The following is a 19,678-nucleotide window of genomic DNA, read 5'->3' as shown; positions in this document are numbered from 1 at the left end:
TGAGATCGAAAGCGATGGCGGCGCGGGCAAGGAGTGCCGGCCGGGGGCCGCTTATTGAGGTAGATTCCTCAATTTGCCGCATAATACGGCAGTTTCTATTGTAGCAGGGAAGCGGGTTTTGCCTCTCGAGGTTCTGTCGGCAGGGTGGGAGCCGAAGTTGCATCGAAAAAAGGGCGCCCCGCGAGGCGCCCTTTGGTGTGTCTGGTTTTGAGCGGTTAGCTTGCTTTGCGGAAACGGTCGTCGTCGCTGTCGACGCGGAGTTCTTCGCGTCGGACGGTTTCTTCTCGGGTTTCGTTGTTGGTGACCTGCCGTTTGCCTACTTCGACCTGCTCGCGTACAACCGGTTCTTTCTCGACTACGGCTCGTTCCTCGGTGAGGGGGATGCGGATTTCCTGATTGTCGCTGCCGATGTTCACGCCGCTGGCGGGTTGTTCGCCGGTTACGGGAACGCGCTCGACCACGAGTTCTTCGCGGGTGACGGGGACCTGAATGTTTTGAGTTTCCGTGATGGTTTCCTTGCGCACGCGGGCTTCGCCGCTCTGGATGCGATCGCGGTGCACGCGCAGGACTTCGCCGTAAAGCTGAATCCGGCGCGGGCTCTCGGTGTCGATTGTGTCGCTGCCGGCGTAGGCGGTGTCGGCTGTATTGCTGTAGCCGGCGGTGCTGCCGGTGAGGTTGGCGGTGCTTGTGCTGCTGCCCGCGTAGGCAGCGTCCTCAGTTCCAGCATAGGCGCCGCTGTTGCCGGTCACCTCGGAATTCCCTGTGCCGAGATCGGCGCCGTTGGCTTTGAGGATGCTTTCAGCTTCGGCGCGGCGGTCGCCGGCATTCACGCTGACGATGTAGCCCTGGCCGGTGCGGCCGTACCGCTGGGTGAAGTAGCGGGAACGGTCGCTGGATCCGGTGCCCCAGGACTGATGGAAGTCCTCGGAATCGTAGTCGTAGACGTTGCTGCTGCCGGTGACCTCGTGGGTTGCCAGGTCGCCGCGGGTGCGTTCGTCGGCGTAGGGCTCGGGGGAGTCGCCTTCAAAGAAGTTGCGGACGCGGTCCCAGAAGCCGCCCGCGGCTTCGCCGGCCTTACGGCCTTCCCGGCGCATCTTGCTGCCGGTGGTGGAATCGGGGGTGGATCCGGAGGTGTAGGTGTAGGAGTCGGCGTCGGGCTGGCCGGCAAGGCTGATCTGATCGCGTGTGAACCCGTCGGCGTAGAGTTCGCGCACGGCGGTTTCGGCCTGGGTTTCGGAGGAAAAGTATCCAAACACGGTGCTGTCGGTTTCGTATCCTGCCATATCGATGCCTTTCGGGGTAACGAGTTGCGGTTGCACAGGACGGCGCGGCGCTGTGACGTCCACAGCGCGAGAGGCGCGATCCCGATGTTGTTCAGCGATGTAAAAGGTCGTTCGGGACCGTTTCTCGGGCTGGCTTTCAACCGGGTTCCCGATGTATCCGAAGCATGAATCGCGAGAGAGGATGGATGGCGATTCGTTCTCATCTTCCGCCTGACCCGAGCACGCGAAAGGATGCCGGGCTCACGTAGGTTGCGCGGCCGACATTCGCAGGCGCGCGAACCAAGTACGCGATAATCAAGGTAAGAACATTGGACGGCGCAACGGAGTCGGTTGCGCATGGTAGGTACATGGGGCGCAGGTCGTTATACCTGGGAGTGATTTTCTCCATCTTTCTTTTCCCGGGAATTCTTACAAGTCAGAAGCCGCAGACGGAGCAGTCAGAGCCCCTGAAGCAGGACGCGCCCACGGATGTGAAGGTGCCGCTGCTGAAGGTTCCACTGCGCCTTGCCGATTTTGAAGGCATGGAACCGCGGCCGGAGCTGCGCGACCGGCTCGCGATGGTGAAGGGGTTCATCCAGCAGGTGCCGCGGGACGGAGAGCCAGCCACGGAGAAGACCGAGGTGTGGATGGGGCGCACCGCGAGCACGCTCTACTTTGTCTTTCTCTGCTCCGACCACTCGCCTGGCCTGATTCGCGGACACCTGGCGCGGCGCGAGAACGTGCAGAAGGACGATTATGTGGCGGTGCTTCTGGATGCGTTTCAGGATCGCCGCAAGGGCGTGCTGTTCGAAGTGAATCCGGCGGGCGTGCAGGCCGACGCGGCGTGGACGGAGAACAACGATCCCGATTACAGCTACGACCAGGTGTGGGATTCAGAGGGGCGGGTGACGAGCAAGGGATGGATGGCGCTAGTGGCCATTCCGTTCCGCAGCCTGCGCTTCCGTCAGTCGGGGCCGGACTGGGGCGTGGTGTTTGCGCGCAATCTTCCGCGCAACAGCGAGCTGGATTACTGGCCGAGGGTATCGGCGCGCATCAGCGGCACGCTGAGCCAGGAGGGCACGCTGCATGGAATGGGGGGGCTGACGGAGTCGCATAATGTGCAGCTCAATCCGTATGCCCTGGCGCAAAACGAGCGCAATCTGATTGACCTGGATCCGCTGAATCCTTACTTCAGTTCGCGGCACCTGGAGGGCACGGCAGGCGCGGACGGCAAGGCCATTTTCAAAGACAGCATAGTGCTGGATGGAACGCTGAATCCGGATTTCAGCACCGTGGAGTCAGACCAGCCGCAGTTCACGGTGAACCAGCGGTTTGCGGTGTATTTCCCGGAGCTGCGGCCGTTTTTTCTGGAGAATGCCAACTACTTCTCGACGCCGATCCGGCTGGTATATACGCGCAATGTTGTGCATCCGACCTACGGCGTGCGGCTGACCGGCAAGGTGCATGAAACCAACCTGGGGTTCTTTGTGATTGACGATCGCGCGGAGGGTGAGACGGTGGCGCCCAATGATCCGCTGTACGGCAAGCACGCGCTGAACGCGGTGGGAAGGGTGAGCCAGGATTTCGGCAAGGGCTCAAGCGTGGGCCTGATCTATACCGACCAGGAGTTTGGCGGCGGGTGGAACCGCATTGGCGGCGTAGATGCGACGCTGCGGCTCTCAAATACGTGGACCACGGACATGCAGTGGGTGGAGAGCTCGACGCGAGCGCGCCATGAGGATGGCGGCGGGTATGCGGCGGGTCCGGCCACGTTTATCGATGTTTCCCGGCAGGGGCACTCGTTCAATCTGTGGACCACCGCGGTGGATTTCAGCACGGGGTTTCAGACAAACCTTGGCTTCATCCAGACAAACAACATCCGCAAGAATCACGCGCATGCGTCGTACCAGTGGTTTCCCAAGCAGAAAACGCTTCAGGCATGGGGGCTTGAAGGGGATGAGGCGTTTGCCACGGATCATGCGGGGAACCGGGTGTATCGATACATAAGTGCGGATCCGTTCTGGCTGCTGCCGCGCAACACGGTGCTGGCGCCGCTGGTGGGGCAGAACTCCGATACGCTGGGGCCGCAGAACGGCTACGATCTGGCGCACAACGTGAACTTTACCGAGAACTACGGCGGCTTGGTGGTGAAGAGCGCGCCGTGGACGCAGTTGAACTTCAATGTGACAGCACTGCGCGGTGGCAACGTGAATTACTACCCGCCTGTGGGAGCCGAGCCGTTCCTGATGGACCAGCAGACGGTGCAGGTGCTGTTTACGCTGCAGCCCATGCGACAGCTCACGGCGGACAATGTGTACCTGCTGGACCGCGACCATGCGACGAAAAGCGGGGCCTTTGTGTACGAGGCGCAGACGTTCCGGAGCAAGTTGAACTACCAGTTCACGCGGGCCATATCGGCGCGGGTGATTGTGGAGTATGACACGACGCTGGCGAATCCGGCCCAGACATCCATTCAGCGCACCAAGCAGGTGGGAACGCAGGCGCTGCTGACGTGGCTGCCGCACCCAGGCACGGCGGTGTACATCGGGTATAACGATGACCTGCAGAACCTGGACCGCTCGCTGTGCAACCGGCTGAGGGGCGGAGCGTGCGATCCGGATAATCCGCTGCCGCCGCGGTCGTTGAATTTTCTGAATGACGGGCGGCAGGTGTTTATCAAGGCTTCGTATCTGTTCAGGTTTTGAAGAACAGGGACCAGGGAACAGGGACTAGGGATCAGGGAAAGAGGGAAAGAGGGAAAGAGGGAAAGAGGGAAAGAGGGAAAGAGGGAAACAGGGGAACAGAGAAGCAGGGAGGCGGGGCGGGTTCGCGGCCTCTCATCCTCGCGCCAGAAAAAAGGCGCGAGGATGGGGCACGGGAGGATTCGTGGTGGTGTGAGTGCGGTTGAGGTTTCCGTGCGGGCGTCTGGCGTTTTAGACTTGCTGGCACGATGAAAACTGCCGGTCGGATTCCCCGAACCATTTTCAAATTGGCTGTTGGATGCGCGCTGACGGCGCTGCCGTTTGCGCCGCGCGCCGTTGCGCAGGGTAGTACAGGACACCTGCTGATTTACGCCATTGACGTGGAGGGCGGCCAGGCTACGCTGCTGGTGTCGCCCAAGAAAGCGTCCTTGCTGGTGGATACAGGATGGCCGGGGAACGGCGGCCGCGATGCGCAGCGCATTGAAGCGGCGATGAAGGATGCCGGCATCGCCAAGATCGACAAGGTGCTGATTACGCATTTCCACGTGGATCACGTGGGGGGCGTGCCCAACCTTGTGGAGAAGGTGAAGGTGGGGGAGTTTCTCGATCATGGTGTGAACCGCGAGGATTCCGACATCACGCGGCACGATTATGCAGCCTATGTGAAGGCGATCGGGAGCACGCCGCGGCGGACGGTGCATCCCGGCGACGCCATTGAAATCCCGGGGCTGACGACGATTGTGCTCACGGCGGATGGCGAGCACATCAAGGCGGTACCGGGCGTGACGCCGAAGGCGAACGCATATTGCAAGAGCGAGCCGAAGTGGGAGCTGGATACCACGGAGAATCCGCGCTCGACCGGGGTGCTGGTGCGGTTTGGGAAGTTCCGTTTTCTGGATCTGGGCGACCTGACCAAGGCCAAGGAAATTCCGCTGGTGTGCCCGGAGAATCTGATTGGGCACGTCGATTTGTATCTCGTGAATCATCACGGATTCAATTTGTCGAACACGAAGGCATTTGTGGATGCGATTGCGCCGCGGGCGGCGATCATGGATAACGGCGCGCACAAGGCGGGCAGTCCCGAGGCGTGGCAGACGGTGCATGAGAGCCCGGGGCTTGAGGATCTGTGGATGCTGCACACGGCCGAGGACTCCGATGCTGCGCATAACAGCAATGACGCCCATATCGCGAATCCGAAGGGCGCAGCGCAGGATGGCGCGTACTTCAAGGTGGTGGCGAACGCGGATGGCAGCTTCAGCGTGATGAATTCGCGGACAGGGCAGACGAAGGAGTATGCGCGTAAGTGATCAGTGGGCAGGTGATCAAGGTGGATGAGTGCATGAGTTATTCGCGGCGTGAGTTTGTGGCGGGTGCGGGTGCTGCCCTTTGTGTAGCGCCGCAGGAATTGCGAGCGATGGCGGCCTCGTGCCCGTTTCGCGTGGCGGTGATCAACGACGAGATCTCGCAGGATTTCGATCATGCATGCTCGGTGGCTGCGAAGGATTTCGGGCTGGAGTGGATTGAGCTGCGCGGGATGTGGGGCAAGAACATCACTACGCTGGACGCGGCGCAGATCGCCGAGGCGAAGCGCATTCTTGCCAAGTACAACCTGAAGGTGACGGATATTGCGAGCCCGCTCTTCAAGGTGGACTGGCCGGGTGCACCGTTGTCAAAGGAGAGCGAGCGGCGGGACACGTTTCACGCGGATGCGGATTTCAAGGCGCAGGATGCGCTGCTGGAGCGTTGCGTTGAGCTGGCGAAAGCGTTCGGAACCGACCGGATTCGGTGTTTCGATTTCTGGCGGCTGGAAGATGTGAAGCCGTATCGCGCCGCGATCAACGGCAAGCTGCGGCAGGCTGCCGAGCGCGCGGCGAAGGCTAATTTGATTCTTGTGCTGGAGAACGAGATGTCGTGCAATACGGCGACGGGCGAGGAGGCGGCCGCGACGCTGGCCGCTGTCACCGAGCGGAATTTCATGCTGAACTGGGATCCGGGGAATGCGGCGACATTTGCGGGCTCCATGCCTTATCCGAAGGGGTACGATCTGCTGCCGAAGGCCCGCATCGGCCATTGCCATGCGAAGAGCGTGGTGCGCAAGCCGGACGGCAAGTGGGACTGGGCTCCGGTGGGCAAGGGCGTGGTGGATTGGGCGGGGCAGTTGAAGGCGCTGGCGAAGGATGGGTATCGGTACGCCGTGAGCATGGAGACGCACTGGCGCGGTGCGGGCACGCCGGAGGCTTCAACGCGGGTGAGCATGGCGGGGCTGAAGGATGCGTTGAAGCAGGCGGGGATTGGGTGTTAGGGACGCTACAAGAGAAGCGGGTCCTTCGCTGCGCTCAGGATCAAGTCTGTGGGGAGTGATGTGGGGTTCCCACCCTGGCGGCAAAAGCAGAGACGCCGCCAGGGTGGGGCACCCGGATTGAATTACAGGTGGACACACCCGGGTTGAACTGCGCGGGTGAGGCGCTTACTTGCTGGAGACTTCCTTACCGCCTTCGACGGGGATGTTGTGGTTCTTGGCTACCTGCTCAGCGAGCTGCAGGTGTTGCGAGATGACGGTGGCGCCCTGCGAGGCGATCTGCTTCAGGTTCGGATCCTGCGAGGCGTCGGCTTCCTCTTTGAACTTTTTGAGATCGTCCTGGTGGTCCTTCAGCATGCAGGTGATGTATTCCTTATCGAATTCATCGCCATTGAGGCCCTGAAGCTTGGCCATGATCTTCTTGTCTTTCTTAGATGGGCCTTTGGGTTCAGACACGTTGAGCTGCTTGGCGACGGGGCCGAACCATTTCGTGTTCATCTGCTGGTGATCGTTGGCCAGCTTTGCGGCGAACTGCTTGACGTCCTGGCTCTGGGATTTCTGCTGAGCGAGCTGGGCGAGCTGAATCTCCGCATCGTTGCCCTGCATGGCTTCCGTGACGAAGGCCTGGTCGCCCATGGCCTGGGGGGAGCCAGCGGGGGCGGCTTCAGATGCCGAGGGCATGGTGGAAGTGGAAGGGGTCTGCTGCTGGGGCGTGGGCTGCTGCGGTGCGCCGCCGGGCGATCCGCCGGGGGCCTGCGCGAGCAGAGTGGCGCTTGCCAGTAGCGCAGTTGCGGAACATAAGCCGAGCTTGATTCTAAATCGATCTGTAATCATCGCATCTCTCCTGTGTCTTGCGTGCCTGTGACTTGCGCGGGGGCGCGCGCAAATGGGAGGCCCGGCGCGATACCCTCTCGGATGCGTTGGGATGCGGGGTTTAAGGGAGGGTTTGTTTGGGGGTTTGTATCGGCGGTCGAGGAAAATGCAGCTGCGGCCAGGAGTAAGGCGACGTGATTCCTAAGTGCGCAGATACACGTGAGTTCTTACTGGCACACATCTCAGCGGACGTTCAAGAGAGCGGGATTTCGATCTCCAGGCAACCCAGCGTGAAGGCGAAGGGGAACGGGCCGCCGCCGCCGGTGTTGTAGGTTCCGTCAAAGAAGATGAAGGCGCGATCCGGGTTTGGTTCATCGAAGGCGAACGATGGTTTGAACGGCCCGGAGTGCCAGCCGCGATCTTCAGCGGTCATGATTTGGGCGGGAGTGGACCATTGGCTCAGATCGCCGTGTGGCGCTTCGGCGCGGCAGTGCCACAGGCCGGCTTGCGGCGAGGGGGGATTGCCGGAAGCGATACGCGAGAAGATGGCGTGAAATGATTGGCCGCGCGGGCGGACGCAGAAGTCGAACATCTGCATTTCGAGGGGCGCGAAGAGGGTGGGTGCGGACCAGGTGCGGCCATCGAGGCTTTCCGTGTAGCCGTGCGCAAGGTAGTTCTCGTGATGCGAGCCGCAGACGTACCACATGCGCCATTTGCCGTCGTCGTAAATGAGGTTGGGCTCGAAGACGCTGCCGTGTTCCCAATCTTGTGTGGCGCGGAAGACTGGCTCGGGCTGAGGCTGCCAGACGGAACCATCGCATTCGAGAAAGCCGATGGTGTACGGGCCCCAGAGGAATTCGGCGCCGCCTGCGTAGTAGATGCGTTCGACTTCCCGGCTGGTGTGGGGATCGAAGCCGCGCACGTAGGCGGGACAGTGTCGGCCGCCGTCGGAATCCCAGGCGCCCGGGGCACTGGGCGGGGTGAGCGGGATGAGTTCTCCGGAGACATACCGCCTGAGTTGCCAGCCTGTGGCAGACAGAGGCTCGCCGGGTGGGAGCGTGGCGCTGAAGAGTTGCGGTGCGCCAGCCTGGTGGGCTTGTCCGGCGAGAAACATGTGCCACTGGTTGCCGCGGAGAACGACGGTGGAGTCGAGGAGTTCAGCGCCGCCGGTGCCGGTGGCGGGGTCATTGGGGTCGAAGATTTTGGTTTCTGTTGCGGCCATGATTCCGACGCGGAGGAGCTAAGCGCGCGCGAGGCAATCGTATCAGTTGCGGTTCAGCGCGCTGTGTCGCGACCCAGTTCTTCGAGCGCATCGCATGCGGCCTTTGTGCCGTCTTCGTTGGCGAGGCGGCGGGCGACAGCTTCGGCGCGGCGGGCGTATTTCGGCTCGGTAAGAAGGATGCCGAGCTTGCGCGCCACGCGGATGGGCGTGTAGTAGCGGCGCTGGATGACGCGTGCGACTTTGAGGCGGCGCATGCGTCGGGCGTTGTCGGGCTGGTCATGCGAGTAAGGCATGATGAGCATGGGCCGGCCGGCTTGCAGGCAATTGGCTGTGGTGCCAACACCTCCCTGGTGCACGACGACAGCGGCTCGCGGGAAGAGCTTGGAGTAGGGCGCGTATTCGGCGACGCAGATGGAGTCGGGCAGAGGCTGATGGGGCCGGTTGCGCTGATCGCTGCCGATGAGCAGGACCGCGCGGACGCCGAGCTTGATGGCGGCGCGCGCGGAGTGCTCAAAGAAGCGTCCGGCGGCGAGGACCGCTGCAGAGCCGAGGGTGAAGACGACGGGCGGCGGGCCGGCGTTGAGAAAGGCTTCAAGATGAGGCGGGAGTTGAGCGTTGCCGCTGTCAGCGTCGTAGTAGCAGAAGCCGGTGATGCGGGTGTGGGCGGGCCAGTCCTTCTGCATGGTTCCGAGCACGCGGCTGAAGAGCGCGAGTACGAGGTAGGGGGAGTGCTTGACGTCGAAGAGCGGATTGGGGCCGCGGGGGAGGCCGAGTTCGCGTCGGAGTTCGTAGATGGGCTCGGGCCAGCGGCGGCTGACGAGGCGGGCAAGGCGGCGAATGGCGCGGCCCATGCCGGGGGTGCGGTCGGCGCGCGCGAGGCGCGGATAGGGCGGCAGTACGGGCGGATCGAAGGCCGAAAAAAAGGAGAGCGGCGCGAGCACGTAGCTGGCCCAAGGGATGCCGGTAACTTCCGCGACGAGGGGGCCGGCGTAATTGAGCTCGCCCAGGAGAAGCAGGTCAGCGCGCGCGGGCTGGGTGGCGGCTTGCAGGAGGTCTTCGTAGGTCTGGCGGAGGACGGGGAAGAGGAAGTCGCGCAGTCCGCGTTCGGTGCCGTGCTTCACGTCGTAGATCATGGCCGCGAGATGGGTGTTGGCGGGGTCGATGTCGGGGCGGATGGGATGGAAGTCGATGCCGAGGGGCTTGATTTTTGTCTCGTAGACAGCGGGCAGGGCCATGACCGGGACGTGGCCGCGACGCTGGAGTTCAAGCGCGATGGCGACCAGCGGATGGATGTCGCCGTAGGTGCCGATGTTGGAGAGAACGATGCGCAAAAGGCAGCCCTCGTGGGGCCATGTGGCCCGCTGGTTTGAGGGTAATGCATGGGGTGTGGGTCCAAATGAGCGCCGTATTACGCGTGGTGAGGTGGTCGCGTGGTGAGGTGGTCATGCGATCAGGTGACCGGTGTTTCGGCATCCGTAGAGGGCGAAAACCCGGTAATTTCGGCAGTTTTAGGGGGTTTTTGGGCAAAAACCCGAGAAAACCTGTGGAAATCGGTGTTTTCGCCTTGACTTGGCACCCTCCCAAGCCGCATTGTTTTCAACGAAAGGGTTCTCCGGGACCCGCATGAATACAGGCGATTCGTACGCAGTTGCCTCAGAGCGACGCCCCTCATGCGGCACCCAAAGTGTACTTCGCAGTGAAGACTTCCGGCGGAAACCGAGGCAACAATTCGCAGTCACAAGGAGAGCAAAAAGCATGGCAACTGGACTGACCAAGACCGCCCTTACGCGGCAGATGGCCGAGAAGCTGGAACTGACGAACAAGCAGGCTGCGGCCTTTCTCGACCTCCTGGCGGAGACCGCCATCAAGGAAACCAAGAAGAACGGCGTATTCGTCATTCCCGGCATCGGGCGCCTGGTGAAGGCGGAGCGCAAGGCCCGCATTGGCCGCAATCCCCAGACCGGCCAGGCCATCAAGATCAAGGCCAAGACCGTTGTGAAGTTCCGTGTGGCCAAGGCTGCCAAGGACGTCATCGCTCCCACAAAAAAATAAATGCATTCCGGACTGATGGAGGGGGGAGGGCCCACAGGGGTTCTCCCCTTTTCCGTTTTCCAATCCTCATTTCATTGCGGAAGCTCGACTATTGTGGACCGGGCGCAAGTGCGAGTCTGTGATGGTGGTCACGAGCCGTCGCGAAAATACTGGTTCTTTCGGTTACATGGTCCATCGGATGATCTATGAGCCAATCTCCTTGTGAGGAAGCACAGGCCAACGGGTACACCGGATTGCCGGCGGCGGTGCTGTATGTTCTGCGCGTCGAGGCGCTGGCGGTTGCGGTGCTTACCGTTGTTGTCTACGCGCACATGGGGGCGAGCTGGTGGATGTTTGCGGCGTTGTGGCTGCTGCCGGATCTTTCCATGCTGGGGTACCTGGCGGGGCCGTACTGGGGAGCGCGCACCTACAACGCGATTCACGCCTATGCGACGCCCGTTGCGCTGGGGCTGTGCGCGTTTCTGCTGAACGCGAAGGGGCTGCTGCCGGTGGCGGTGATCTGGGCCAACCACATTGCGGTGGACCGGGTGCTGGGCTATGGGCTCAAGTATCCGTCGCGGTTCGGGTGGACGCACCTTGGCCGGACCGGCAAAGAGGCTAAGGCGCAGCAGTAGCGGGGGCGGCCGCGGTGGGCAGGAAGGCGCGGATCACCAGGGAGACTCCGAAGTTGATGAGGACCGCGCGCAGCATCAGCGCGTTGTTATAGCGCCAGCTCAGGCCGGCGAGGATGAACAGGATTCCTAGCGCGTTGGTTTCGGCGAGCAGGGCGCGTCCCCAGTGCGGTGCGCCTTTGCCCGGCGGGAACACGGGGCGAAGGCGCGGAAACAGCCGTGGAACGTCACGAACGTAGGCGGCGTACGGGGCGCCCAACTGCGCCGCGAGGAAGCTTTCTTCCGCCAGGACAAGACGCAGGAGGAAGACGGACACCAGCACCATGCATACGGCGGCGCCGCTGGCAGGCATGGTGAACGAGATGGCCGCAATGGTGAACCAGGTGCCGAGGTAGAGGGGATTGCGGACGTAACGGTAGGCACCGTCGGCGACCACCTGCCTGGCATGCATCCGCATGCTGTTGACGGTGGCAGAGCCCATCCATGCGGTGCCGCCGACGCGCAGGACTGCGCCGAGGGCGGCGAGCAGTGAAGCCAGGATGATGACGGCGGGAGTGGCGGCGGCAAAGGGGAGAATGCCTACGCGGCTGACCTGGAGCGCGAGCCACTCGAGGAGCGAGATGCGCGATCCGGCGGGAGCGGCGTTGAGGCCGGCAGCGAGTCCGCTTCCGAGCCAGGGGGCCCAGTAGCCGAGGCCGACAAACACGACGAGGATGAGCAGTCGCAGACGAAATTCGATCGAGGTGGCGCGCATTGGCTGTGTTGTGATTCCGCAGAGTCTCGTATTCAAGGCTAATGCAGGCGGCGTGGGGGGCGTCTCAGGGGCGATTGCGACGCGCATGTTAGGCTGACGGATATCGTTTCTCCCTGCCTGTGGAGGTTTTGCCTTGTCCCTGCGCGTGTTGCGTGTTGCTCCTCTTGCGTTTGCGATGGGTTCGCTTGCTGCCCAGGCTCCGTCGGACCTGAAGAACTCAGTGGAAGCGCAGCTTCCGTCGCTCACTGAGACCTACAAGCATCTGCACCGGAACCCTGAGCTCTCGCACCATGAGGAGAAGACGTCGGCCCTGCTGGCAGGCGAGTTGCGCAAGATGGGGTACGAGGTCACGGAGCACGTGGGCAAGTACGAGGATGGGGCAAAGGCGCATGGCGTGGTTGCGGTGATGAAGAACGGAGCGGGGCCGCGGCTGCTGATCCGGGCGGATATGGACGCGCTGCCGGTGGTGGAGAAGACGGGGCTGGAGTATGCCTCGACGGTGCGAACGAAGAACGATGCGGGGCAGGATGTAGGCGTGATGCACGCCTGCGGACACGACATCCACGTGACGGTGCTGTTGGGGACGGCAAAGGAGATGGCGGAGCACAAGTCGGCGTGGCATGGAACGCTGATGCTGATCGGGCAGCCGTCGGAAGAGACCATTGACGGGGCGCGGGCGATGCTGGCCGATGGACTTTACGATCACTTCGGGAAGCCGGATTATGTGCTGGCGGAGCATGACAACTCTTCGTTTGCTGCGGGCAGTGTTGCGATCAAAGGCGGGCCGCTGCTGGCAAGTTCAACGACCATCGATGTGACGATGCGCGGCGTGGGGGCGCACGGATCGCAGCCGCAGAACAGCAAAGACCCAGTGCTGATGGCGGCGGAGTTTGTGGTGTTTGCCCAGAGTATTGTGGCGCGGCAGGTGGACCCTCAGCAGCCCGCCGTGTTGACGGTTGGCACTATTCACGGTGGCACGAAGCGCAACATCATCTCAGAAGAGGTGACGATGGGACTGACGCTGCGCACGTATTCCGACAAGGTGCGCGACCAGATCATCGAGGCGGTGAAGCGAACTGCCGACGGCGTGGCCACAGGATACGGCGTGCCGCAGGATCGAATGCCGATTGTGACGGTGAGCAAGACCGAGATTGCTCCGGCGACGCTGAACGATGCAGCGCTGGCGGAGCGGATGCGCAAGGTTGCGGAGGCCACGCTGGGAGCGGAGCAGGTGGACACGCCGCCGTCGGTGATGGGATCAGAGGACGTGGGGCTGTTCACGCTGGATGGGAAGATTCCGGGGCTGATGTTCTGGCTGGGTGCGGCGGAGCCGGATAAGCTGGCGCACGCCAAGGAGATCGGCGTGCCGTTACCGGCGATGCATTCGCCGCTGTTCGCGCCGGATTATGCGCCGACGATTGAGGCGGGGGTGACGGCGATGACGGCGATGGCGGTGGATTTGTTGAGGTAGTGGGCCTGTTACGAAGACTCCGGTGCGCATGTTCTGACGGAGGAGCAGTCTTTCTGCCTGCCCAGACGATCACGGGTTTCCGCTGCCTTGTCCTGCAGGAGGTGCGGCCTGTCACTTTGTGGCTGGAGAGCGCCATCGCGGCCGCAGCAAGAGAGCATCTTACATCGTAGAAGGCCGGGCTCTCCGCCCATAGAACGCCGGAATTAAATCAAGATATCGCCCGAAACGCGCGGAACCCAGCCCCTATATAGGAGTGCCCATGTTGCGCAAACTATTCCCCGTTTGCCTGGGAACCGCGTTGTGTACGTTGACGGCCGTTTCCCCGGTTCGCCTTGAATCCCAAACCAGTTCCGGGCCGTCGGCCTGGGTTTACGTGTCCAGCCAGATTGGAACCACCGGCAAGAGCGACGTGTACGGCTTCGCCGCTGCGTCGAACGGCAAGCTGAGCGCCATTCCAGGGTCGCCGTTCACGGTCGATCTCAGCCGCATGGCAGTTAACGGTGTCTACCTTTTCGGGGCGCCGGAGAGCGGTTCCATGATCGACACCTATCGCATTCAGTCCAATGGCTCTCTCAGTTACGCGGCAAGCGTGGATTCCTCGGGCCCGAACAAATGCACGAATGCGCCCCTGAATGTATTTCTCGACCACAGCGGGGGCAGCCTCTACGACATGTATTACTGGGGGGACAGCATTTGTTCAAACAACACGTACCAGGCGTGGAAACTTGTGAAGTCCACAGGCGCGTTGACCTATGACGGCAGCGCCGGAGCAAGCGAAGAACTTGCCGGAGCTCTGTCGTTTATCGCGAACAATGTTTTTGCTTATACCTCGAGCTGTTATCACTCTTCGCCGCAGATCTCGGGATTCAAGCGCAACAGCAACGGTTCGCTCACGCAAGTGAACCTGGCACAGGTGTGGCCGATGGCGGCTTCAGGAGGGTGGTGTCCGTACCTGGCTGCGGCCGATCCGACCAATCATCTGGTGATCCCGGTGCAGCCGATGGGCGGCTACGGCAGTCCGACGGGGCCGTTCCAATTGGCCGCCTATACGGTGAACACGGGCACCGGCGCGTTGAGCACGACCAGCACGTCCGCAAACATGCCCAAGGTCGCGGTGAGCGGGATTACGGCCATCAGCATGTCGCCTTCCGGCAAGCTGGTGGCGGTGGCGGGCACGGCGGGGCTGCAGGTGTTTCACTTTAATGGCGCCAGCCCGTTAACGGCGTGCACGGGGCTGATGTCGAGTGTGGAGATGGACCAGGTGCTTTGGGATAACAACGACCATTTGTATGCGATCTCCAACAGTTCGAACCGGCTGGCGGTGTTTACGGTAACGCCGACGAGCTGGAGCTGGGTGGCGACGTACGCGGTGAACAAACCGGTGGGGCTGGCGGTGCAGCCGTTGCCGCTGCCGTGGCAGTAGCACAGGGGTGGGGACGGATGCGGGCCGGCTCGGGAGGGTCGGCCCGCTTTTTGGTGAGCTCGATGAAGGCTTTAAGTCGCGTTATGGCAAGGCGTTTGCGCCGGGCTGTGGGGGAGATGGAAGTTTGGCGCGGTAGATGACGAAGGACGGGTATTCGGCGATGCGGGTGAAGGTGCTGTTGGCATCGACCCGGGCGAGGTCGGACTGGGACTTGTCTTCGGCTTCGCGGTAGACGATGAGGACTTGTCCGGGTGGGATCTGGGTGAGATCGCGGTAAAGCTCGGGGCCGACGCTGGAGAGCTCATGGATGCGGAAGCTGGTGTAGTAGGCCCAGGCCGGATAGTTGAAGCTCATGTAGAGCGTGGTGGCGGCGGGGAGGTTGGACTGGAGGCGCGCGCCGGCGAGTTCTTCCTCGGGAACGCCGGGGTCAAGGAAGGGGTCGCTGAGGCGCGAGCGCAGGGGCAGGAACGTGACGAAGAGGAGAAGGCCGAGGCAGAGGGCCGCGGCGGTGCGAAGGGCTTTGGCGGGCAGCCTGGTGAAGAGGGACAGGCCTGATCCGGCGAGAAGGAGCACGGGCGCGGCCAGCGGCATGATGTAGCGCGGCTCTTTGTGGGGCATGGAACTGAAGAAGAGCAGCCCGAGAGCGAGCCATAGCCAAAGGTAGGGCTTGATCCAGCCTGGAGTGGCAGTGGCAGTGGGTGGGGGAGTGGCCGGATTGGCTGGGGGACGTCGGCGGAGCAGATAGATGTCGTGGAGGAGGGACAGCAACAGGCCGGCGATGGCGAGGGGCGTGAAGATGGTTGCGGCGTTTTGGAGGAAGAACAGGAAGGGCTGGACGGGGCCTTCGACGTTTCTCCAGCCGGCCTGCAGGGTGGATAGAAAGCCGCCGTAGGTGTGGCGGGACCAGAGGAGGTAGGGTGCGAGGGCGGCGGCGATTCCTGCAATGCAGGCGGGGAGGGCTTTCCAGCGGGCAGGGCTGAAGAGGGGCAGGAGCAGGAGCATGCCGACGCTGGGGATGGACCCGAAGCGCATGAGGGTGCAGAGGGCCAGGGCGAAGCCGGCGCTGAAGAAACGCGTGGCGGTGGGGCGGTCGAGGGCGCGCAGGAGCAGCCAGAAGCTGAGGAGGACGAGGGTGAGGGCGGGCGAGTCGGTGAGGAGGCTGTTGCCGGTGTCGTCACTGGCGAAGCTGGCGGGAAATATGCCGAGGAAGAAGGGGGCGAAAGCCAGCAGGATGGCGGCGAGGGCGGCGGGCAGCCGACCGACGGAGCGGCGGCCGGCAAAGAAGAGGAAGACCGGGCCGAGGGCATTGAGAAGGGCGGTGGTGATGCAGGCGGCATAGATGTGGCGCCAGAGCAGGAAGACGCCGGCGAAGAAGAGGGAGAGCAGGGGCGGGCGGAAGTCGAGCTCGGAGTAATTGGTTCTGCCGCAGCAGATGACGAGGGCGTTCTGGAGATAGACCATCTCGTCCCAGTAGTGGAATTTGGAGAGGCCCCAGATGCGGACGAGGAAGGCGGCGGCGAAGAGGAGGGAGAGGAAGAGGAGAGTTGTACGGTTGCGCAGTGCGGGGGGGGGTGGGTGCAAGAGAGGTGGTTCTCCTGCTGCCATTGTCGCAGCGGGTGAGGGAGGCGGGTGGTAGGCGTGGTTTCGACTGTTTACCAGGATGTTAACCCGGGCTGCGGAATGCGTAGAGGGAAGGGGTGCGGATTGCGGGGGCGAAGAGGGTCGAGATTGTGAGATGGGTCACAGGGACCCTAAGCTCATCTTATTTGTTTTGAATGGCTTGCAGATTCGATGCGCTCAATCCGAAAAAGAGGGCTCATAATTTTGTGGTAAACATTGCTGTCTGGAGAGCTGTGAGGCCGGGGGCTGGCCAGGGTGGGCCGCATCCGGGGGCATGGGGGGGGTGGGGGGTCTCCGCGGTGGGCCAACTGCTCCCGTCTGGCTGTGGGGGATTCGGAGTGACCAGGGGGGTGGCGGTGCGTTTTGCAACTGTTCTGGTGCAGGAGGGGGAGGGGGTGAGGGTGTGCCGAGGAGGTCCGGGGAGGTCCGGGTTGCTGAGGGGATGGTGTCGGACGCGCCGGAGCGAGATGGGCTGTTTTTGGGCACAATCTTCCATGGCCGCGGGAAACGCGGCGAAGGGTAGTATGTGCCGGTTTCGAACGGGTGGCTGTGAGCGCGGTCACATGAGGTGAAAAGGACAGAGGGAACGAGGGAAAGAGGGAAACAGGGGAAAGAGGGAAACAGGGGAAAGAGGGTGGCAGGTTGTTCAGGGGTTGCGGGAGGGGGTGGGGCTGGGAGGGCGGATCCCGTCCAAGCAGAGCTTGGACGGGATACCCTGGGACCCCCGGCTGGGTTGCGGGAGGGATGTGCGTTAGTTGAAGTATGCGCGGTTCTGGTCGGCGAAGTGGGCTTTATCGGCGGGCAGGTCGCCTTCAGGGAAGATGGCGTTGCACTCGCAAACCGAGGCGCAGTTGCCGCAGTCGATGCACTCGTCAGGGTTGATGAAGACCTGGGATACCGTGCCGAGGGCCGCGTCGGCCTGGGCGGGGGCGATGGCGGCGGTGGAACACTCCGCTACGCAGACAAAGTCCTTTTTACATGCATCGGTGACAACGTAAGCCATAAAGACGGTTTCTCTCCTCGGGTAAGAGGGTACGAAGAGGGGCGGGGTGCGGGCCGTGACCCGGGTCACAGGCGGGGAGGGTGCGGAATGAGGAGCCCGTGGGAGGACGTCGTGGATTCCACCCCTGGCGACAGAGACAGAGACGTCGCGAGGGGTGAAAAGCGGGTTCTTCGCTGCGCTCGGAATGACAAGGTCTGAAGGGGATCGGAACTGGAGAGACGCCAGCGTCATCCAAGCAGCCAAAGGGCGTATGCACCTTCTGACGAACTACTTCGGCGACTTTTACCTGACGCGGATGCTGATGCAGCGCGGGATGGCGGCGATTTACCTGGTGGCGTTTCTGACAGTGCGCAACCAGTTCAAGCCGCTGCTGGGGGAGCGGGGGCTGCTGCCGGCGCCAGATTTTCTGCGGCATGCGACGTTTCGGGAGACGCCGAGCCTTTTTCACTGGCGCTACTCCGACCGGTTGCTGGATTGGGTGGCGTGGTCGGGGATTGGGCTGGCGGTGCTGGCGCTGGCGGGGATCACGGAGACGGGGCCGATCTGGGTTTCAGTGGCGGCGTGGCTGGCGCTGTATGCGCTGTACCTGTCGGTGGTGAACGTGGGGCAGACGTTCTTCGGGTTTGGGTGGGAGTCGATGCTGCTGGAGGCGGGTTTCTTCACGGCGTTTCTGGGCCCGTCGCATGTGCGGCCGTCGGTGATTCCTATTGTGATTTTGCGCTGGATGCTGTTCCGCACGGAGATCGGCGCGGGGCTGATCAAGCTGCGGCACGACCGGTGCTGGCGCGATTTGACGTGCATGTACTGGCACTATGAGACGCAGCCTCTGCCGAACGGGCTGAGCTGGTATTTCCATTGGATCCCCAGGCCGGTGCATCGGTTCTCGGCGGGGTATAGCCACTTTGTGCAGGTGGTGGCGCCGTTCTTTTTGTTTGCGCCGCAGCCGGTGGCGTTTGTGGCCGGCGTGATTCTGATCTCGCAGCAGGCGGTTCTGATCATCAGCGGGAACTACTCATGGCTGAACTGGCTGACGGTGGTGCTGGGCTTTTCGGCGTTCGACGACCGGGTGTGGCGCTATGCGGAGCCGGTGCTGGCGGGTCGGCCGCTGGCGTGGGACGCCGTGCTGTGGGTGCTGGGGCTGGTGGTGCTGGCACTGTCGATTCAGCCGGCGCTGAATCTGATCTCAAAAGCCCAGATGATGAATTACAGCTATAACCGGTTCCACCTGGTGGGGGCGTATGGGGCGTTCGGAAATGTGTCGAAGGAGCGCTACGAGGTGGTGATCGAGGGAACGACGGACGCGGTGATTACGCCGGCGACGGAGTGGAAGGAATACGCGTTCAAAGGCAAGCCGGGCGATGTGCGGAGGAGGCCGCCGCAGGTGGCTCCCTATCATCTGCGGCTGGACTGGATGGTGTGGTTTCTGCCGTTCGGGGTGGCGGTGACGGGCCACGGGATTCGGGTGCATGGGCACAAGCTGTGGTTTCTTCGGTTTGTGAAGCGGCTGCTGGAGAACGATGCGCGGATACTCGGGCTGATGCGGGGGAATCCGTTTGCGGATGGGGCGCCGACGCATGTGCGGGCGCAGTTTTATCAGTACTGGTATACGACGGCAGAGGAGAGGCGGGCGACGGCGGCGTGGTGGAGGCGGGAGTTGCTGGGGACGTATATGCCGGCGGTGAATTTGGGGATGATGGTGGATTTGTGAAGGCGGGTTAGCAGGTTTGGGGGGGAGCGAGTTAGCAAGTTGGCCGGTTGGCGACCATCGCAGCCCAAGGTTCCTGATCGTCCTATGGCGGCGGTAAAGCACATGCCCCAGCACAGCAGCGCCGATGCCTCATGCACGATCATCGCAAGCCAGCGCCACGGTGATGCGAACGATGAGGCAGGAGAAGGGCTTCTCGTTGGGGACGTGGAACTCTGTGGGGACGCCTGGGGCGATGTGGAGGACGTCGCCGGGGAGAAGTTCCTGGGCGTCGCCTCCGGTGATCGCGTTGCCGGTGTTGTGGCCGGGGGCGGTTTTGCGGGGTTTGTCGAGGAGGCCGCCTGTGATGAGGGTGGCGCGGCCTTCAAGGACCAGGAGGAACTGGGCGATGGACTCGAAGCTTTCAGCGGGGCTGTTGCGGAGGCGGGTGACGAGGATGGTGCGATGGCCGGGAGAATCGCGGAGGGTATCGGTGGCGAAGCCTTCGCCGGCGCGGGCCATTTTCCTGAGATAGGCGACGCGTTCGAGGAGGAGGGGGTTGGTCCAGTGGGCGGTGGGCTGGTCGGCGTCCGGCTGGGGGCGATGTGGGGCGGGTTTGGGGGTGTCGAGGGCGCCGTGGATGATGCGCGCCAGCAGGTCTTCAGGCCGCATGCCGCTCATGGAGATCAGGGTAGCAGGGGGCGAGATGGAATGGACACCCTTCCCGCCCAGGCAGAGCTTGGACGGGGCACCCGGCGCCGC

The 19,678-nt window shown here is 62.8% G+C and carries 16 protein-coding genes; 8 read left to right on the top strand and 8 right to left on the bottom strand.

Annotation, left to right across the window (positions count from 1 at the left end):
- Positions 1-215: 215 nt before the first annotated feature.
- Entirely contained in the window at positions 216-1,283 is a 1,068-nt protein-coding gene (locus tag VGL22_RS11160) for a YsnF/AvaK domain-containing protein (RefSeq protein ID WP_465266998.1), read from the bottom strand.
- A gap of 347 nt (positions 1,284-1,630) precedes the next feature.
- Here VGL22_RS11160 and VGL22_RS11155 point away from each other — a divergent pair, with 347 nt between their 5' ends.
- The 3 genes from VGL22_RS11155 (at position 1,631) to VGL22_RS11145 (ending at position 6,266) form a co-directional block, all read left to right on the top strand.
- A complete protein-coding gene (locus tag VGL22_RS11155) occupies positions 1,631-3,967 on the top strand; it encodes a carbohydrate binding family 9 domain-containing protein (RefSeq protein WP_465266997.1) in 2,337 nt (778 codons plus the stop codon).
- A 284-nt stretch (positions 3,968-4,251) separates the two neighbouring features.
- Positions 4,252-5,271, top strand: a complete 1,020-nt coding sequence (locus VGL22_RS11150) for a ComEC/Rec2 family competence protein (protein WP_465266996.1) — start codon at positions 4,252-4,254, stop codon at positions 5,269-5,271.
- Positions 5,268-6,266: a sugar phosphate isomerase/epimerase family protein gene (locus tag VGL22_RS11145; protein ID WP_465266995.1), complete on the top strand. Its 999-nt coding sequence runs from the start codon at positions 5,268-5,270 to the stop codon at positions 6,264-6,266. The genes VGL22_RS11150 and VGL22_RS11145 overlap by 4 nt, the downstream gene beginning before the upstream one ends.
- Before the next feature lie 165 nt (positions 6,267-6,431).
- Here the strand turns inward: VGL22_RS11145 and VGL22_RS11140 are convergent, their stop codons facing one another.
- The 3 genes from VGL22_RS11140 to VGL22_RS11130 all read right to left on the bottom strand — a co-directional run bounded on the left by VGL22_RS11140 (position 6,432) and on the right by VGL22_RS11130 (position 9,629).
- A complete protein-coding gene (locus tag VGL22_RS11140; protein ID WP_465266994.1) occupies positions 6,432-7,097 on the bottom strand; it encodes a DUF4142 domain-containing protein in 666 nt (221 codons plus the stop codon).
- Between the two features lie 232 nt (positions 7,098-7,329).
- Positions 7,330-8,298 (bottom strand): hypothetical protein, encoded by a 969-nt coding sequence (locus VGL22_RS11135; protein WP_465266993.1) that lies wholly within the window; start codon positions 8,296-8,298, stop codon positions 7,330-7,332.
- Positions 8,299-8,351: 53 nt separating this feature from the next.
- Positions 8,352-9,629, bottom strand: a complete 1,278-nt coding sequence (locus VGL22_RS11130; protein WP_465266992.1) for a glycosyltransferase — start codon at positions 9,627-9,629, stop codon at positions 8,352-8,354.
- Between the two features lie 424 nt (positions 9,630-10,053).
- On the opposite strand from VGL22_RS11130, the gene VGL22_RS11125 reads away from it, so the two are divergent.
- Together VGL22_RS11125 and VGL22_RS11120 are read left to right on the top strand one after the other, a co-directional pair.
- Positions 10,054-10,350 (top strand): HU family DNA-binding protein, encoded by a 297-nt coding sequence (locus VGL22_RS11125; protein WP_465266991.1) that lies wholly within the window; start codon positions 10,054-10,056, stop codon positions 10,348-10,350.
- A 185-nt stretch (positions 10,351-10,535) separates the two neighbouring features.
- Positions 10,536-10,964: a DUF4260 domain-containing protein gene (locus VGL22_RS11120; protein ID WP_465266990.1), complete on the top strand. Its 429-nt coding sequence runs from the start codon at positions 10,536-10,538 to the stop codon at positions 10,962-10,964.
- On the opposite strand, the gene VGL22_RS11115 is transcribed toward VGL22_RS11120, so the two are convergent.
- Positions 10,948-11,715: a methyltransferase family protein gene (locus VGL22_RS11115; RefSeq protein ID WP_465266989.1), complete on the bottom strand. Its 768-nt coding sequence runs from the start codon at positions 11,713-11,715 to the stop codon at positions 10,948-10,950. The genes VGL22_RS11120 and VGL22_RS11115 overlap by 17 nt on opposite strands.
- Positions 11,716-11,848: 133 nt before the next feature.
- On the opposite strand from VGL22_RS11115, the gene VGL22_RS11110 reads away from it, so the two are divergent.
- Together VGL22_RS11110 and VGL22_RS11105 are read left to right on the top strand one after the other, a co-directional pair.
- Positions 11,849-13,186, top strand: coding sequence for a M20 metallopeptidase family protein (locus VGL22_RS11110; RefSeq protein WP_465266988.1), 1,338 nt, complete (start codon positions 11,849-11,851; stop codon positions 13,184-13,186).
- Between the two features lie 259 nt (positions 13,187-13,445).
- A complete protein-coding gene (locus tag VGL22_RS11105) occupies positions 13,446-14,609 on the top strand; it encodes a lactonase family protein (protein ID WP_465266987.1) in 1,164 nt (387 codons plus the stop codon).
- A gap of 81 nt (positions 14,610-14,690) precedes the next feature.
- Here VGL22_RS11105 and VGL22_RS11100 read toward each other — a convergent pair whose 3' ends face one another.
- Together VGL22_RS11100 and VGL22_RS11095 are read right to left on the bottom strand one after the other, a co-directional pair.
- A complete protein-coding gene (locus VGL22_RS11100) occupies positions 14,691-16,190 on the bottom strand; it encodes a glycosyltransferase family 39 protein (RefSeq protein WP_465266986.1) in 1,500 nt (499 codons plus the stop codon).
- Positions 16,191-16,980: 790 nt separating this feature from the next.
- Positions 16,981-17,232, bottom strand: a complete 252-nt coding sequence (locus VGL22_RS11095; protein ID WP_465266985.1) for a 4Fe-4S binding protein — start codon at positions 17,230-17,232, stop codon at positions 16,981-16,983.
- A 250-nt stretch (positions 17,233-17,482) separates the two neighbouring features.
- Between VGL22_RS11095 and VGL22_RS11090 the strand changes: the two genes are divergently transcribed.
- Positions 17,483-18,940: a lipase maturation factor family protein gene (locus VGL22_RS11090; RefSeq protein WP_465266984.1), complete on the top strand. Its 1,458-nt coding sequence runs from the start codon at positions 17,483-17,485 to the stop codon at positions 18,938-18,940.
- 129 nt (positions 18,941-19,069) lie between these two features.
- Here the strand turns inward: VGL22_RS11090 and VGL22_RS11085 are convergent, their stop codons facing one another.
- Positions 19,070-19,597, bottom strand: coding sequence for a hypothetical protein (locus VGL22_RS11085; RefSeq protein ID WP_465266983.1), 528 nt, complete (start codon positions 19,595-19,597; stop codon positions 19,070-19,072).
- Positions 19,598-19,678 lie beyond the last annotated feature (81 nt).

It is taken from the genome of Occallatibacter sp. (genome assembly GCF_036502485.1).
Lineage (GTDB): Bacteria > Acidobacteriota > Terriglobia > Terriglobales > Acidobacteriaceae > Telmatobacter.
The sequence above is the reverse complement of the archived record's forward strand: the minus strand, read 5'-3'. Positions and strand labels throughout refer to the sequence as shown.

What these genes read in the sequence shown, in the direction of transcription:
- VGL22_RS11105 (WP_465266987.1), top strand. Translation starts at nt 13,446, where the DNA reads ATGTTGCGCAAACTATTCCCCGTTTGCCTGGGAACCGCGTTGTGTACG.
- VGL22_RS11090 (WP_465266984.1), top strand. Translation starts at nt 17,483, where the DNA reads ATGCACCTTCTGACGAACTACTTCGGCGACTTTTACCTGACGCGGATG.
- VGL22_RS11155 (WP_465266997.1), top strand. Translation starts at nt 1,631, where the DNA reads ATGGGGCGCAGGTCGTTATACCTGGGAGTGATTTTCTCCATCTTTCTT.
- VGL22_RS11095 (WP_465266985.1), bottom strand. Translation starts at nt 17,232, where the DNA reads ATGGCTTACGTTGTCACCGATGCATGTAAAAAGGACTTTGTCTGCGTA.
- VGL22_RS11135 (WP_465266993.1), bottom strand. Translation starts at nt 8,298, where the DNA reads ATGGCCGCAACAGAAACCAAAATCTTCGACCCCAATGACCCCGCCACC.
- VGL22_RS11120 (WP_465266990.1), top strand. Translation starts at nt 10,536, where the DNA reads ATGAGCCAATCTCCTTGTGAGGAAGCACAGGCCAACGGGTACACCGGA.
- VGL22_RS11115 (WP_465266989.1), bottom strand. Translation starts at nt 11,715, where the DNA reads ATGCGCGCCACCTCGATCGAATTTCGTCTGCGACTGCTCATCCTCGTC.
- VGL22_RS11085 (WP_465266983.1), bottom strand. Translation starts at nt 19,597, where the DNA reads ATGAGCGGCATGCGGCCTGAAGACCTGCTGGCGCGCATCATCCACGGC.
- VGL22_RS11125 (WP_465266991.1), top strand. Translation starts at nt 10,054, where the DNA reads ATGGCAACTGGACTGACCAAGACCGCCCTTACGCGGCAGATGGCCGAG.
- VGL22_RS11140 (WP_465266994.1), bottom strand. Translation starts at nt 7,097, where the DNA reads ATGATTACAGATCGATTTAGAATCAAGCTCGGCTTATGTTCCGCAACT.
- VGL22_RS11160 (WP_465266998.1), bottom strand. Translation starts at nt 1,283, where the DNA reads ATGGCAGGATACGAAACCGACAGCACCGTGTTTGGATACTTTTCCTCC.